This is a genomic window from Mucilaginibacter glaciei (genome assembly GCF_014773245.1).
Taxonomy (GTDB): Bacteria; Bacteroidota; Bacteroidia; order Sphingobacteriales; family Sphingobacteriaceae; genus Mucilaginibacter; species Mucilaginibacter glaciei.
On the sequence record NZ_JACWMX010000010.1, the window covers coordinates 92,871 to 105,959 of the forward strand.

Here is a 13,089-nt window from a genome sequence, read left to right on the forward strand (position 1 = left end):
TAACAAGGGAGAGTTTATAATTATAAATAAAAAATAACCGTGCAGGTAGCTCCCTTGCCCTCGCCCGCGCTGGTTAGTGTTATAGTGCCGTTATGGCCTTCAATAATGCTTTTGCAATTTACCAGCCCGAGGCCGGTGCCTTCGGTTTTGGTAGTGTAACCACGGGTAAATAATTTTGCGCCAGTTGCCTGGTCAAAGCCTTTGCCGTTATCCTGGATGCGTACGGCAACTTTCCCCTCGCCGCGGCCTAATATTAAGCGGATTTGTTTTAGCGTGTTTTCATCAGCCATGTGCATCACCGAGTCTACCGAGTTTTTGAGCAGGTTCAAAAAAACCTGCATCAATTTAGTGCGGTCGCCTTTGATATGAACTATGCCTGCAGGGAGTTCTAATGAAAAGCTGATACCCCTTTTTTCAAAGGTATTCGCCAACATGGATACAGCGTCGTTCACCAGGTCGCGCAGGTTAACTGATGCCCGTTCGATATAATGGCCCTTAACGTATTGGCGCTGTATGTTCAGGATCTCCTGGATGTGCGATATGATCTTCATCTGATCGGTGATAGACGTACGTACATCGGTCAGGTTATTTTCCTGATTGGCTATTACACCATTTAGCAGATCGGTTATGGCATTCGCCTTCTTTTCGCCTATAGCCCCGCCAATTGCCGCCTGGTTTTTCTCTATAAAACCTTTCAGGTTATCCAGCGATGAGATATCGTTCTTTTGCTCTATCGAGCGCTTTATTTTTGTGATGTAAGAGCCAAACCCTACTACAGCATTCCCAATGTCATGCAGCAGGCCCGATGCGATCTCAAACTTGTTTAGTTGCTCGGTTGCATTATCCTGCATCATTTGTTTAAGCTGCTTCTCTTTATTGTAAAGCTCGGTAACATCATCAAAAATATAGGTAAGCGAGTTAGCGTCAAGCTTGTCAACCGTAAAAAGCAAACAAATTTCGTTGCCCTCGTCCCTGCCGCTTTGCAAGGCTATTTCTTGCCGTTGCTGTTTAATGATATTGCCATTCGGCCTGGTAAAATTTGATACCTGTTCTAAAATATCCGGCGCTACAACCTGCAATAACTCATTGATATTATTGCCCCTAAACCCATGGCTATAAAACAAAGGCATCAACAGCTGAACACTTTTAGCATTCATAGATGTGATACTGCCCTCCATATCTGCCTCTATCAACCCCATCGGGATCTGATAGATGATGGAAAGCATTCTCTGAACGTGGCTTTCTGATGTTGCTATACTCACTGTCAGGCATTTTTAGCCAGCAGATACTGGCTACCGTTACCTCCTTTAATCAGGCGCAATGTAACGGGGGTGGGTTTGGTTATGTAGGTAAACATATATGGTAACGTTTCATCCAGGGTAATATCCTTATACCTTTCGGCAACCATAAAGTTATTGGTACACGGCGCAATCTGGGTGAAAAAGTTTTTACCCTTCGCATTCTCTTTAGTAACGCCAGATATTTTCGACTGGCCCCGGCTATAAGCAGCAACTACCCCTTCGTAATCCATTTTTACTACACCAAAAGGCAATTTGTCATAGTCAGACTCTGAGTGGGTATCTAACCACTGTAGCAGTGAGGGGTCGTTGAATGTTAAACTCATAATTAATATGTTGCGGTAATAAATCCCTATTTATACATGTAATTTATTTTAAATAAGGGTTACCTGAATCAAATATATATTATAAGTAAGCCAAATTCAAAGAGGCCAATGGGCAAACCGTACACACACAGGCTCTAAAATGCGTTATTTTCAATTAGTTTTCGATCATTTTCAGCGCATTTTAAAGCATCTTAATAGGTGCATTTGCAGCTCACATTTAATGTGTAGAGATAACACAATAATTTTTTTATCATCAGATTTTCTGTATGTTAGTGCATCTGATAGCGCCTGTTTATCAGGCATAATACTAACCAATAAACGCTAAAATTAACTATTAATCAAATGAAGTCATTCAAACTATTTGCGGCGGTATTAGTCGCAACACTATTGTTTTCCATTAGTTCAAATGCGCAAACCTCCGCTTACTATGCCGGTAAATGGGATGTATTGGTAAAAGGTACGCCGCAAGGCGATGTACATTTAAAGTTTGCCCTGGCAGATTCTGCCAGCACTATTAAAGGCACCTACACCGACCCGGAAAGTAATAAGGAAATGCCCCTTACCAAAACCGAACTGAAAGATGGTAAACTCACTTTGAACTTCACCATCCAACAGTACGACCTATCATTAGTGCTTAATAAAAAGGACGAGGATAACGTTACCGGCAGTTTAATGGGGATGTTCGAATCCACCGGTGTACGCGTAAAACCGTAAGCGATCCTATAAAATATCAAGGTCCCTTAAAGCAGTTTAAGGGGCTTTTTTTGTGAATTAACCTTCGGTGTTAGGGTAGCGGATCAACATTTACAGGTTTAGCCGTAACCTTTTTCCAGATAGAAAAAGCGCCCGAAATAAATAACGCGGCCATAAACAAATATACCCAAACAGATATATTGCGGCCCGCTATAATAATGTACATATAGGGGAAACTGAAGAATGAGCAGGCAATAAGCAAATGCGTAACAAACGGCCTTTTGGCCTTTAAATTACGGAGGGCTAAACCTAATGTAGTGAAAAAGCAAACCTTGCTCACTAAGTAAATACAGCCCAATGTTAAAGGGTCAACATCGTGTTTCTCTCCTAATTCAATAATCCAGTCTTTTATAAGCGTGATGTAATCTGCCATTGAATGCAAGTTAGGAATAACACATATATGTTGTTTATAATAGGCCGATTATTTTTTGGTCGGCTTTCTTTTACTGCTCAAATACCTGCGCAAAGGCATATCATAAAACACCATAACCAACCACGCTATACCCACTAATAGTATCATACTGATAATGATGATGTAGGTTAAATGCGTAGCATCAGGTTTATATTTAGCATAGTAACCGGCAAACATCCATATCACGGCGTAGTGGGTCATATACAGCGGGTAAGAAATATCCCCCGAAAATTTACACAATTTCTCCAGGCTGGGGGACAATGCTGCTCCTGCACCCAAGGCCACCAGCAAAGGGAAATAAAACAAAACAACCAATGGCTCGGTGATAAAGTTCCATTTGGTAAAGGGCATTAAAAAGGCCAGGGCTATCAGCATAGCCAAGCCGGTAAAGCCTAAGTTGTTCTTGATGATCCAGTTGCTGCGGTAAACCAATAGGCCTGCTAAAAACGAATAACTGATCCTGATACTGCCATCCCAAAAGCTGGAGCCTCCCCAGCCACCCATCAGGTTTCCGCTTTGATAGGCAACAATGCAGATACCTACCCCCGATAGTATGGTTAGCCAAAGTACCCATTTACGGCGTATTCTAAACAAAACAAAAGCGTAAATGATATTGGCCACATATTCCCAAAAAAGCGACCAAGCGGGTGCATTAAAGCTAAAGAGATTAAAGGCCCGCTCTGTCATTACCGAGGCAGGTATCATCAATACCGAGGCTAAGAATACCAGTGCGATATTCCCTGCACTATTTCCCGTACCGGGTGAGGTAAAAGGGTCAAACACAAAAGCCAGCAACCCCATTACCGATCCTAAAACAACCAGGGGGTGTAGCCTGATTAGCCGGGATTTAAAGAACTCCCAAGCCCCCATTTTGCCCATACGGTCGTCATAAGCATAACCAATGACAAAGCCTGACAGACAAAAAAAGAAATCGACAGCTAAAAATCCATGGCCTATAAAATCCTGGCTATAATCGGTATAAGCCACTTCCATAAAGTGAAAGCATACCACGGCAAGGGCAGCCACGCCGCGCAACCCGTCCAATATTTCGAAGTGTTGTTTAGGCTTTAAAATATCGGTAGTCGGTTTTCCCATGGATGATACTTAATACTTCAAATGTAAAATTTACTGTGGTCTTCACAGCAGCCCGTTCCGAAAAAACCTCCAATACTGTTATCTGCGCATACGCTTTTAAATAGCCTACATAGCGGCAGTATGAAATGGTAATTTATTTAATTATAAATTAAAACCTATTGAGCATATATCGGTTCTGTAATTACAACTAAATACCAATAATGGAAAACGAACACAATAAAATTAGCAGGCGCACAGTGATTGGCGGCATTGGTGCAACCATTGCCGCGGCCACCGTCGCACCAATATTAACTTCAAATGCAGCATCTACTATGGCACCTTTAAAATTGGAAGACCCTAAAACAAAGTACCCGCAACCACCATTTAAGAGCCAGTCGCAGCCTTGGCCGGGGTTGGCAGGTAAAATGGACCCTGCGCCGGATCATGGCGAAAAAAGTTATAAAGGGTCAGGCAGGCTACTGGGCCGCAAGGCATTAATCACCGGCGGCGATTCGGGCATGGGCCGTGCCGCGGCAATCGCTTACGCACGTGAGGGTGCTGATGTAGCCATCAATTATTTACCCGCCGAAGAACAGGATGCACAGGAAGTGGTTGCACTGATAAAGGCAGCAGGGCGAAAAGCCGTAGCCATTCCCGGCGATTTGCGCGACGAGACTTTTTGCAAGCAATTGGTTGAAAAAGCAGTAGCCGGGCTGGGTGGATTAGATATTGTAGTAAACAATGCGGGCCGCCAGCAAACACATGCTTCGATATTGGATATAACAACTGAGCAGTTCGACTGGACGATGAAGACCAATATTTATGCACCGTTTTGGATTATTAGAGCTGCTCTGCCGCACTTGCAGCCTGGATCTTGTATTATCGGTACCACATCAGAGCAGGCAACCGACCCAACACCCGATCTTTATGATTATGCCCAGACAAAAGCTGCAACCACAAATTATGTACGTTCGTTAGCTAAGCAATTGGCGCCAAAAGGAATTCGTGTAAACGGCGTAGCACCAGGCCCTATCTGGACCCCGCTGCAAGTGAGCGGCGGTGCCACACAAGAAAAACTAATGCAATTTGGCGGGCAAACGCCAATGGGAAGGCCGGGACAGCCTGTTGAGTTGGCCGGGATTTATGTGCAATTGGCCGCCAGTGATGGCAGCTACGCAACCGGACAGGTCTATGGATCGTCTGGCGGTGCGGGCATGCCGTAGCCTGACCAATACAAAACAAAAAGCCCTGCAAAAAAACTTTGCAGGGCTTTTTGTTAGAACGGTATCTAAGCATTTTTATTAATGTGAGTGTAAGTTAATTCCAATGTCTCAACGGCCAACTCATTATTCTCACCATCTTTAAATTCGGACAAACCCCATTTAACAGGCCAAGCTTCGCTGATTGTCCAAATCGCTAAAACGGCCTCATCTGCGTTCATCAAACTCAGTTTTAGATCACGCGTTTGAATGGCATTTTCCAGATTACCTTCCAGAATTTGCCTAATCCAACCAACAAGTTGAGCAGATGGGAGAAAAAAAACTCCGTTTAAAAATTAAGTTTGAACACTTTGAAAGATCAGTTACTGGCATATCAAAACTCAATCCGGAAACTTCCTGAAAAATCGCCGCTTCATCACCGAGCGATAACTTAAAATAAAACCCGACAGGGAAGTCCGGTTGATGTCTCACATTGATTATTGTGAAATATAATAATACCGGGCTTTAAACCCATTCCAGTTTACCAATATCAAACCCGATGGCCGCCGCCTTGTTCAGGAATTGTGTGCGGATATGATCAGGCACTGTAGTCTGCCGTGACAACACCCACAAATAATCTACCCCGCTGGATGATACCAGGGCATATTGATAGTCGGCGTCAAGGTCTAAAATATTATAGGCGGCATAAAATGGCCCCAGGTACGATACTTTCAGCATTCCTACATACTCGGCACCTGCAAACTTAATTTTGCCCGTAGCCTCTTTAATTTTGCCCTTATCAACATTATAGCCTTTGGTAATAACCTTTATGGTGCCATCGTCATTTAAAGAATAATCTTCGGTAACGCCACGCAGGTTTTTTTCGATCAGGCTGGGCATCCGGGCAACTTCGTACCATTTGCCCATATAACGGTTCTTGTTAAATGGCTGTACTGCTTCAGCCCCTTTAGGTATGTTATCTTTAGACAGTAAAGCGTATGCTATTGCCGTGATGCCGGCACCGGCTGCCGCAGCTATCAGCCATTCATTCTTTTTCATATCTAAATAAGCTGATAAAAGGCGTTTTTGTTTCAGAATATGGCATAACTTGCGTCCGATCTATAACTTTTAAAACTCAGCGAAACTTTAGCACTAAGCGGCGCACCATCTGGCGTAAAATTCTTATAATCAACATCCATGGAAGTTAATACTCCAGCAAAGCATTCATCGGTTGCCCATTTGAAGTTTTACATAATTAGGGCCGTGGATAACCCCATTATAATTATACACAATTTCTTTCAACCGATCTATCTGCCCTTTTATATCATCACCATTTAGTGTTAGCCTAAAACTTAACCCATTTTTATCTTTTAAGATAGATCCCGGCGTAATAGCAACCGAATACGGCTCTTTACTTACTGGCTGAGTAAATTCCGTGTCGCCAAAAGAGGTAAGTTGTAATTGTAAAGTATCAAGTGCCTTGGCACCCATTATATCTGCTTCGTTTTCTAAACCAGTATCCTCATTAACAGCTAACTCCTTTAACTGCTGGGTTGGCTCAACCCTCCCCTGCGTTTGCTGCACTACATGCCAGGCTTCACGTGGTAAGTGCTTTTCCTGCCCCTTTGCTATATGTATTTGTGCCCCTTTGGCGTAGGCGTGGGCCTGCAGCTGTGCCGGTTTATCGGAATTGAAATGTATCTTCACATCATCCATTGACAATCCGCTTAGTTGTTCGATACCGGCCTTTAAATTATCTTGAAGGTCAGTTTTGTTTTTGGTTGACAATTTCTTTTTCGCGGGCATTGTATCAACTTAAATACTAATGTTAAACATCGGCCAGTTCTATCCAAACCGGACAATGATCACTTGTTTTTTCCCAGCCGCGTACGTTGCGGTCAACGCCGCCGGCAAGCAGCCGCTTATCCAGTTGGGGGCTGAGTAAAAAGTGGTCTATCCGCAAACCGGCGTTACGGCCGTAGGCATTGCGGAAATAATCAAAAAAGGTGTACACCACCTCGTCCGGGTATAGTTTACGGATAGCATCCGTCCAACCCTGCCCAATAAGATCTTTAAAAGCCTGCCGGGTTTCCGGGCGGAAAAGAGCATCCTCCACCCATCGTTCGGGTTTATAGGCATCCAGTTCTGTTGGTATCACGTTATAATCGCCGGCCAGCACTACTGGTAAATCATGCTTTAATAAACCGGCAGCATGCTCTGTAAACCGTTTAAACCAGTTTAGTTTATAATCGAATTTGGGGCCGGGGGCGGGGTTGCCGTTTGGCAGGTACAAGCCGCCGATGACAACGCCATTTACCACGGCTTCAATATAGCGGCTATGCTCGTCGGTAGGGTCGCCGGGGAGGCCGCGGCGTAGTTCCTTTATCTCCATACCACGGGCAAGTATGGCTACACCGTTCCAGCTTTTTTGCCCGTGCCATATCGCATTATAACCGGCGGCCTTAATAGCCTCTTCGGGGAATTTATCTTGTGGGGCCTTCAATTCCTGCAGGCAAACTACATCGGGCTTAGTTTCTTCCAACCAGCGCAGCAATACAGGCAGGCGGCCGTTTACCCCGTTAACATTATAGGTGGCTATTCTCATATTTCTTTATAGCTGTAGTATTCAAAGATGTTAAAAACCCCACGAAAGTTTTAAATGAAGGTTAATCTTTATAAAGATAAAACCTTGCGGCATCCCCGCGTTGGGCGGCATTTAAAGCCTTGGCGCGCGTTTCATAGTCTGCAATTTGTTCGGGACTAAACTTTTGCTCAAACGGGTACCATGTGTGGGTATCCGGCAAGGTGAGCGGGATATCCTGGCGGTATAACTCGCTGCCCAGAAATTGAAAGGCGGTAGAGTCGAACACCACTTCATTAATCGTAAAATTGCTTTTTTTAGCTAGGATATCCATACTCTTTAAAGTGTGCAGCACAAAATGGCGGGGGGCATCCAACTGCACCCAATTGCGTTGATACAGGTCCCAGGCTTCGCCAAGCAGGGGGATGGCTATTACTATTTTACCACCCTTTTTTAGCAAGCGGTAGCACTCCCTTAACTGGTCCAACTGATCGTCTACATGTTCTAAAACGTGATGCATGATCAGTATATCATAGCTGTTTGCAGGTAACTCCGAAAGCTCCTTTTTTAAAACCTCAACTCTGTACCCGTAATCTATAGGTTGGCTAATAAACTTATCTACACCGGTAACGTTCTCAAACCCTTTATTAAAAAGCTTACAGATCAACTCCCCGCGCCCGCACCCAATATCTAAGATCTTTTGGGTGGGCAATGCCATAATTGGTTTAAGCAAGCTAAGCGTGGCGCTGTTTGACGTTTGGTACTTTCTTTTGACGCGGGCATTTTTAAAAAGCCGTTTAAAAAAGGGTTGCCGTTTTAATTCAGGTATAGTCTGGGTGAAGGATACGTAGTATTCGGGGTAGTATTTGTCTATATGATGCGGTACCGTCAGGATCTGGATGCTGCCACAATTCGGGCATTCGCCATAGCCGAACTCGTCACGCATGCCAAACATCATTTCCCTGAAAACAAGTCCGGGTATTAGCTTATGATCGCAGATTCTGCAATTTTCTCTTTCCATATTAGGGCTTTGGGTGGTAAGCCACGCTTGGGTTTATAAAATAAATTGTTGCCTTATTTTAAAGGCAGACCAAGGTAGCAGATAATAAACCAAATGCAAATGATAACAAATCATTTAAATGGATTCGCAGCGGCATTGTGGGAAAATGGGTTTTGCTGTGACGGATGGTTATTGCAAAGCCGCAAACTGGTTTCTATAAGGCTTTATAACGGTTACTTACCGAAACTCATTTTCTAATAAAAATCTAATCTGCAAGTGGCTATCCGAGTGCTGGACTTTCATTTATTGTATTATATTTGTTACAAAAAGACAACCCACCTGTAATTTAATTCGTATTACTAATAAAACACAGCTAATTAAGCCCCTGCAAAATGAAAAGATCTTTATTAAAAATCAGCTTCGCCCTTTTAATAGCAAGCACCGTCATGGTATCTTGTAAAAAAGACATTACCACAGTAAGTTCAACATCCGAAGTATCATTTGCCTTAAGCGGCGATAACCCGGTATCGCCAATTTCGGCAACACCCAATAGCGGTGGTATAGTTTTAGCAAGCACAGCCACTACCGCTGCGGCCGGCAGTATCAAGTGGACATCAGGCATAGCAAACATTACGCAGTTTAAACTTGAAGCCAAAAAGAATGGTAAACAGGTAGAGATCATTTCAAAAAACCTGTCGAATGTAGATCTTTTTGCATTAACCCCTACTGCAATAGCCACCAAAATTGACACAGGTACCTATAAAGAAATTGAAGTACGCGTAATACTAACTAAATCGGCCACTGCAGATATCCCAATCACCTTAAAGGGTACATTTACATCTGCAGGCGGCGCAACCGTACCTGTAGAGTTTGATTTTAACGATGATGCCATTTTTAAGGCCGAAGCTACTAATGTAACGGTTACGGCTAATACCAGCGTGATAGCTAAACTAAACCTGCACATGAACCTGGTACTATCTAACGTGGCCGCGGCAGAATTGGATAAGGCTACCCGTACAAATGGCACTATCGTTATCAGCAGCAGCAGCAATCAGGCTTTATATTTAAAGGCGCTGATCACCATAGTTAAAGCGGTCGAATCTAAAGGTTTCGAGATCCGCAAAAAATAGTTTAATACCCCCTCTAATAGTTGCGGCCACCCAAAAGGTGGCCGTTTTTATTTTGCAAATACCCGGTCCATTCTTCATCAGCAAAAAATGGTACCTTGCTATTATGAATAAACCGGTGCTCTTTTTATACCTGCTGTTAAACTGCTCGCTCTTGTTCGGGCAAAAGCAGGTTAAACAAGGCGGCTACTTCCCGCCAGCCAACACCTGGCAACGCCAATTGCCAAAGGCGTTGCATTTAAGCGGCGAAGCTTTGCAGCAAGCTGTTGCGTTTGCCCAACAGCACGAGGTAAAAGCATCGCGCGATGGAGAGTTGTCGCAGTTCCAGAGTTTTGGAAAGGAACCCATGAGCGGGCTGGCAGGGCCGGTTACCGACAGGGGCGACCCGGCAGGTTTAATTATTTACAAGGGGTACATCGTAACCGAATGGGGCAACCCCGCCTATGTCGAGATTGTAAACAGCGTTACTAAAAGCTTCCTGTCTACAGTGGTGGGCCTGGCTGTAGACCGTGGGCTAATCCGCAGTGTTGATGATACCGTGGCTAACTACATGCCTCCCATAGAAATTTACGACCCGGGTAAAACGGGCAAATCAAACATCATTTATCCCTTTGCATCGGCCCATAACCGCCGGCTTACCTGGGATGTAATGCTGCGCCAAACCAGCGATTGGGAAGGCACCCTGTGGGATAAACCCGATTGGGCCGACCGGCCCGAGGGCGACATTGCCCAGTTCAAGTTGCGCAAACGTAACGAACCCGGCTCGGTATGGAAATATAACGACGTAAGGGTAAATGCACTGGCATTGGCTGCGCTTAATGTATGGCGCAGGCCGTTACCGCAAGTGCTTAAGGATAATATTATGCACCCCATTGGCGCATCAAATACCTGGCGCTGGTTTGGTTATCAAAACTCATGGATAGTGATGGACGGGCAGCCCGTACAATCTGTTAGCGGCGGCGGGCACTGGGGCGGCGGCATGTTTATGAACGCCTACGATATGGCGCGTTTCGGCCTTCTTACACTACATCATGGTAACTGGAATGGCAAACAGCTGATTAGCAGGCAATGGGTAATGCAGGCACTTACACCCACTAAGGCCAACACCGGATACGGTTACATGAACTGGTTTTTAAATACCGATAAAAAGTTGTTGCCCTCGGCACCAGAGCAAGCCTGGGTGCATATAGGCAATGGTACCAATATGATTTATTGCGACCCGGAGCACGACCTGGTAATTGTTGCCCGCTGGATAGACAGCAAGGCAATGGATGGCTTGGTAAAAAATGTTTTAGATGCGTTCGGGAAAAAGTAACATTGATGGACACATGAGGTAAGTGCGCGCCCGTATGGGGTGTTCCGCTGAGCGTTCCATTTTTTAACAGCCTGTTCCGCAGTGTTCCGTTTAGAACGGAACAGATCATTCATAGGGAGATGTGTACAAGTGCAGAAAACTCACCCCGCGGCACTTCGTGCGCGACCCTCTCTTCGCCTGCGGCGGAAAGAGAGTGAGAACCTTTTCTTTTCATTTACCCTCTTTTCGCTTTAGCGAAGAGAGGGTCGACAGCGTAGCGATTCGGGGTGAGTTACCCCTTCTTCAGCTCCTCAGCAAAATATTCCTCGATAGTCCCGAAGGTTAAACCACGCTTTTTGGCCTTACGGATAAATCCTTCGATCCGCTCAATAAACGGCCGACCGGAATTTTTGGCGATATAGCCAGGAATGCCGAAACGGTCTGCCTGGTGCAGATCGGTAAACTCCCAGGGGTGAAAGTAAATGTTAATGTAGCCATCTTTTTTATGGGTGCAATAGCTCAACGCATTTATGATCCACATTGGCAGGTTATGAAAACTAAGCCAGAATAAGGGAAAGCGCAACCGCGGCGATACTGACGACGGCAATTGCATTATCCCGCCCTCCCGGTAAAATGTGCGCGATATATTCAGATTGTTATACCTGCCGGGAATGAATGTAGGGTTAATCGATGAGTTGTAAAGATAGCCTGCCTGTTTGACAGCGGCGTTGTCAACCGGCATCATCCGAGCCATCCGGAAGCCTTTAACCGTTTTTCCTGTAAGTTGCTCCAGCGCAAGTTTTGATTGCAGCAGGTGTTTGTTTTCAAAAGCCGAGTGGTAATAACCGTGCGATGCTACCTCGTGCCCCTCGCTAACTATCCGTGCAATTACATCGGGTTGGTTAATGGCATAGTTAGCCGTTATAAAAAAGGTGCCCTTTATACCTGTTCGCTGCAACAAGTCAAGCACTGCTAAAGTACCTTCTGTTGATATAGATAGCTGCTCAGCAAATGGTAATTGTTTTCCGTATTCAAGCGGCAGGTCAAACTCTTCTATATCAAAGCTCAATAAGATCATTGCCCGTTTTGACCAAATTTGATGAGCGTACGATATAGTTTGGCCTTTGTTTAGCCTGCATAAATAGTTTGCCCAGGTACATACCTATCACGCCCAGCACAAACAATTGCAAACCGCCAAAAAATGCCACGGTTGCAATAATAGAAGCCCAGCCCGAAGCTGTTGTTTGCCCGAAAAAGAAATAGCTGATAAAAACGTAAGGGATGTACAACACCGAGAAAAGCGAGAAGAACAGGCCGATGCCGGTAACCGCGTACAACGGCCGCACGCTGAAAGACATCATGCTGTTTAAAGCTAATTTAATCAGTTTAAAAAAGGAGTAGCTGGCCTCGCCCGAAAACCGGTTTGCCGGCGTGTAAGGGATCGCCTTTTGTTTAAAGCCCACCCATTTAACCATACCACGGAAAAATATTTCATATTCATCCATCAGGTTCAACTGGTCTACCACTTTCCTGTCCAGCAGCCTGAAATCGGCAATGCCGTTCTCCAGCTCAATGTCTGATAGCATGTTGATGCCCTTGTAAAACATCTTTGACGAAAAGCGCTGATATTTTTTTGCATGTGCGTTAGCCTCGGCGCGGTAGGTGTAAACCACATCATAATCCAGCGCCCAATAGCGCAGCATCTCTTTAATCATTTCGGGCGGGTGCTGCAAGTCCGAATCCATCGTGATCACGGCATCACCGGTAGCCATTTCAAGCCCGGCCTGTAAAGCGTGATCCTTGCCAAAGTTGCGCGACAGTTCTAAATAACGTACTTCGGGGTGTATTTCGCTTTGTATCTTGATCTCGTTAAGGGTATTATCCTTACTGCCATCGTCAACAAATATATATTCAAATGTATAGCCGGTGCTGTTAAGCACTTTCTGCAGTTCATTTACAAGTGGGTGAATGTTATTCTGCTCATTATGAGCAGGTATAACAATACTAATCTTCTTCATTTAAATT

General features: G+C 44.7%; 15 protein-coding genes and 1 pseudogene. 4 read left to right on the forward strand and 12 right to left on the reverse strand.

Translation table 11 applies throughout. The features are described from left to right. Nucleotides 1–20: 20 nt before the first annotated feature. Both IDJ76_RS21175 and IDJ76_RS19300 read right to left on the reverse strand, forming a co-directional pair. The gene (locus IDJ76_RS21175; protein WP_191165706.1) at nt 21–1,262 is read right to left on the reverse strand and encodes a sensor histidine kinase; all 1,242 of its coding nucleotides are present in this window, start codon (nt 1,260–1,262) and stop codon (nt 21–23) included. Nucleotides 1,263–1,264: 2 nt separating this feature from the next. Further along, nucleotides 1,265–1,624, reverse strand: coding sequence for a PAS domain-containing protein (locus IDJ76_RS19300; protein WP_224746416.1), 360 nt, complete (start codon nt 1,622–1,624; stop codon nt 1,265–1,267). 342 nt (nt 1,625–1,966) lie between these two features. On the opposite strand from IDJ76_RS19300, the gene IDJ76_RS19305 reads away from it, so the two are divergent. Beyond that, nucleotides 1,967–2,338 (forward strand): hypothetical protein, encoded by a 372-nt coding sequence (locus tag IDJ76_RS19305; RefSeq protein WP_191165708.1) that lies wholly within the window; start codon nt 1,967–1,969, stop codon nt 2,336–2,338. Nucleotides 2,339–2,408: 70 nt separating this feature from the next. On the opposite strand, the gene IDJ76_RS19310 is transcribed toward IDJ76_RS19305, so the two are convergent. Together IDJ76_RS19310 and IDJ76_RS19315 are read right to left on the reverse strand one after the other, a co-directional pair. Next, a complete protein-coding gene (locus tag IDJ76_RS19310; protein WP_191165710.1) occupies nt 2,409–2,750 on the reverse strand; it encodes a hypothetical protein in 342 nt (113 codons plus the stop codon). Between the two features lie 48 nt (nt 2,751–2,798). After that, complete coding sequence (locus tag IDJ76_RS19315; RefSeq protein ID WP_191165712.1) at nt 2,799–3,884, reverse strand: acyltransferase family protein; 1,086 nt, start codon at nt 3,882–3,884, stop codon at nt 2,799–2,801. A 200-nt stretch (nt 3,885–4,084) separates the two neighbouring features. On the opposite strand from IDJ76_RS19315, the gene IDJ76_RS19320 reads away from it, so the two are divergent. Then, nucleotides 4,085–5,086 carry an SDR family oxidoreductase gene (locus IDJ76_RS19320; protein WP_317173985.1) on the forward strand — a complete coding sequence of 334 codons (1,002 nt, stop codon included), beginning with the start codon at nt 4,085–4,087 and terminating at the stop codon, nt 5,084–5,086. Nucleotides 5,087–5,151: 65 nt separating this feature from the next. Here IDJ76_RS19320 and IDJ76_RS19325 read toward each other — a convergent pair. The 6 genes and pseudogenes from IDJ76_RS19325 to IDJ76_RS19345 all read right to left on the reverse strand — a co-directional run. Beyond that, a pseudogene (locus tag IDJ76_RS19325) lies at nt 5,152–5,382 on the reverse strand (phage tail protein); the annotation flags it as partial. Nucleotides 5,383–5,587: 205 nt separating this feature from the next. Continuing rightward, the gene (locus tag IDJ76_RS19330; RefSeq protein WP_191165714.1) at nt 5,588–6,121 is read right to left on the reverse strand and encodes a lipocalin family protein; all 534 of its coding nucleotides are present in this window, start codon (nt 6,119–6,121) and stop codon (nt 5,588–5,590) included. A gap of 32 nt (nt 6,122–6,153) precedes the next feature. Next, complete coding sequence (locus tag IDJ76_RS21270; RefSeq protein WP_224746417.1) at nt 6,154–6,261, reverse strand: CIS tube protein; 108 nt, start codon at nt 6,259–6,261, stop codon at nt 6,154–6,156. 25 nt (nt 6,262–6,286) lie between these two features. Next, the gene (locus tag IDJ76_RS19335) at nt 6,287–6,868 is read right to left on the reverse strand and encodes an eCIS core domain-containing protein (RefSeq protein ID WP_191165716.1); all 582 of its coding nucleotides are present in this window, start codon (nt 6,866–6,868) and stop codon (nt 6,287–6,289) included. 22 nt (nt 6,869–6,890) lie between these two features. Beyond that, nucleotides 6,891–7,667 carry an exodeoxyribonuclease III gene (gene xth / locus IDJ76_RS19340; RefSeq protein ID WP_191165718.1) on the reverse strand — a complete coding sequence of 259 codons (777 nt, stop codon included), beginning with the start codon at nt 7,665–7,667 and terminating at the stop codon, nt 6,891–6,893. 61 nt (nt 7,668–7,728) lie between these two features. Beyond that, a complete protein-coding gene (locus IDJ76_RS19345; protein WP_191165720.1) occupies nt 7,729–8,664 on the reverse strand; it encodes a class I SAM-dependent methyltransferase in 936 nt (311 codons plus the stop codon). 371 nt (nt 8,665–9,035) lie between these two features. Here IDJ76_RS19345 and IDJ76_RS19350 point away from each other — a divergent pair, with 371 nt between their 5' ends. Both IDJ76_RS19350 and IDJ76_RS19355 read left to right on the forward strand, forming a co-directional pair. Further along, entirely contained in the window at nt 9,036–9,773 is a 738-nt protein-coding gene (locus IDJ76_RS19350; protein ID WP_191165722.1) for a hypothetical protein, read from the forward strand. 103 nt (nt 9,774–9,876) lie between these two features. Further along, nucleotides 9,877–11,085 carry a serine hydrolase domain-containing protein gene (locus IDJ76_RS19355; RefSeq protein ID WP_191165724.1) on the forward strand — a complete coding sequence of 403 codons (1,209 nt, stop codon included), beginning with the start codon at nt 9,877–9,879 and terminating at the stop codon, nt 11,083–11,085. A gap of 271 nt (nt 11,086–11,356) precedes the next feature. Here the strand turns inward: IDJ76_RS19355 and IDJ76_RS19360 are convergent, their stop codons facing one another. Together IDJ76_RS19360 and IDJ76_RS19365 are read right to left on the reverse strand one after the other, a co-directional pair. Next, nucleotides 11,357–12,142 carry a polysaccharide deacetylase family protein gene (locus IDJ76_RS19360; RefSeq protein WP_191165726.1) on the reverse strand — a complete coding sequence of 262 codons (786 nt, stop codon included), beginning with the start codon at nt 12,140–12,142 and terminating at the stop codon, nt 11,357–11,359. Then, on the reverse strand, nt 12,123–13,082 hold the full coding sequence (locus tag IDJ76_RS19365) for a glycosyltransferase family 2 protein (RefSeq protein ID WP_191165728.1): 960 nt from the start codon (nt 13,080–13,082) through the stop codon (nt 12,123–12,125). The genes IDJ76_RS19360 and IDJ76_RS19365 overlap by 20 nt, the downstream gene beginning before the upstream one ends. Nucleotides 13,083–13,089 lie beyond the last annotated feature (7 nt).

Coding starts and splice junctions, on each gene's coding strand:
- IDJ76_RS19300 (WP_224746416.1), bottom strand. CDS start 1,624: ATGAGTTTAACATTCAACGACCCCTCACTGCTACAGTGGTTAGATACC.
- IDJ76_RS19305 (WP_191165708.1), top strand. CDS start 1,967: ATGAAGTCATTCAAACTATTTGCGGCGGTATTAGTCGCAACACTATTG.
- IDJ76_RS19310 (WP_191165710.1), bottom strand. CDS start 2,750: ATGGCAGATTACATCACGCTTATAAAAGACTGGATTATTGAATTAGGA.
- IDJ76_RS19315 (WP_191165712.1), bottom strand. CDS start 3,884: ATGGGAAAACCGACTACCGATATTTTAAAGCCTAAACAACACTTCGAA.
- IDJ76_RS19320 (WP_317173985.1), top strand. CDS start 4,085: ATGGAAAACGAACACAATAAAATTAGCAGGCGCACAGTGATTGGCGGC.
- IDJ76_RS19330 (WP_191165714.1), bottom strand. CDS start 6,121: ATGAAAAAGAATGAATGGCTGATAGCTGCGGCAGCCGGTGCCGGCATC.
- IDJ76_RS21270 (WP_224746417.1), bottom strand. CDS start 6,261: ATGGATGTTGATTATAAGAATTTTACGCCAGATGGTGCGCCGCTTAGT.
- IDJ76_RS19335 (WP_191165716.1), bottom strand. CDS start 6,868: ATGCCCGCGAAAAAGAAATTGTCAACCAAAAACAAAACTGACCTTCAA.
- xth (WP_191165718.1), bottom strand. CDS start 7,667: ATGAGAATAGCCACCTATAATGTTAACGGGGTAAACGGCCGCCTGCCT.
- IDJ76_RS19345 (WP_191165720.1), bottom strand. CDS start 8,664: ATGGAAAGAGAAAATTGCAGAATCTGCGATCATAAGCTAATACCCGGA.
- IDJ76_RS19350 (WP_191165722.1), top strand. CDS start 9,036: ATGAAAAGATCTTTATTAAAAATCAGCTTCGCCCTTTTAATAGCAAGC.
- IDJ76_RS19355 (WP_191165724.1), top strand. CDS start 9,877: ATGAATAAACCGGTGCTCTTTTTATACCTGCTGTTAAACTGCTCGCTC.
- IDJ76_RS19360 (WP_191165726.1), bottom strand. CDS start 12,142: ATGATCTTATTGAGCTTTGATATAGAAGAGTTTGACCTGCCGCTTGAA.
- IDJ76_RS19365 (WP_191165728.1), bottom strand. CDS start 13,082: ATGAAGAAGATTAGTATTGTTATACCTGCTCATAATGAGCAGAATAAC.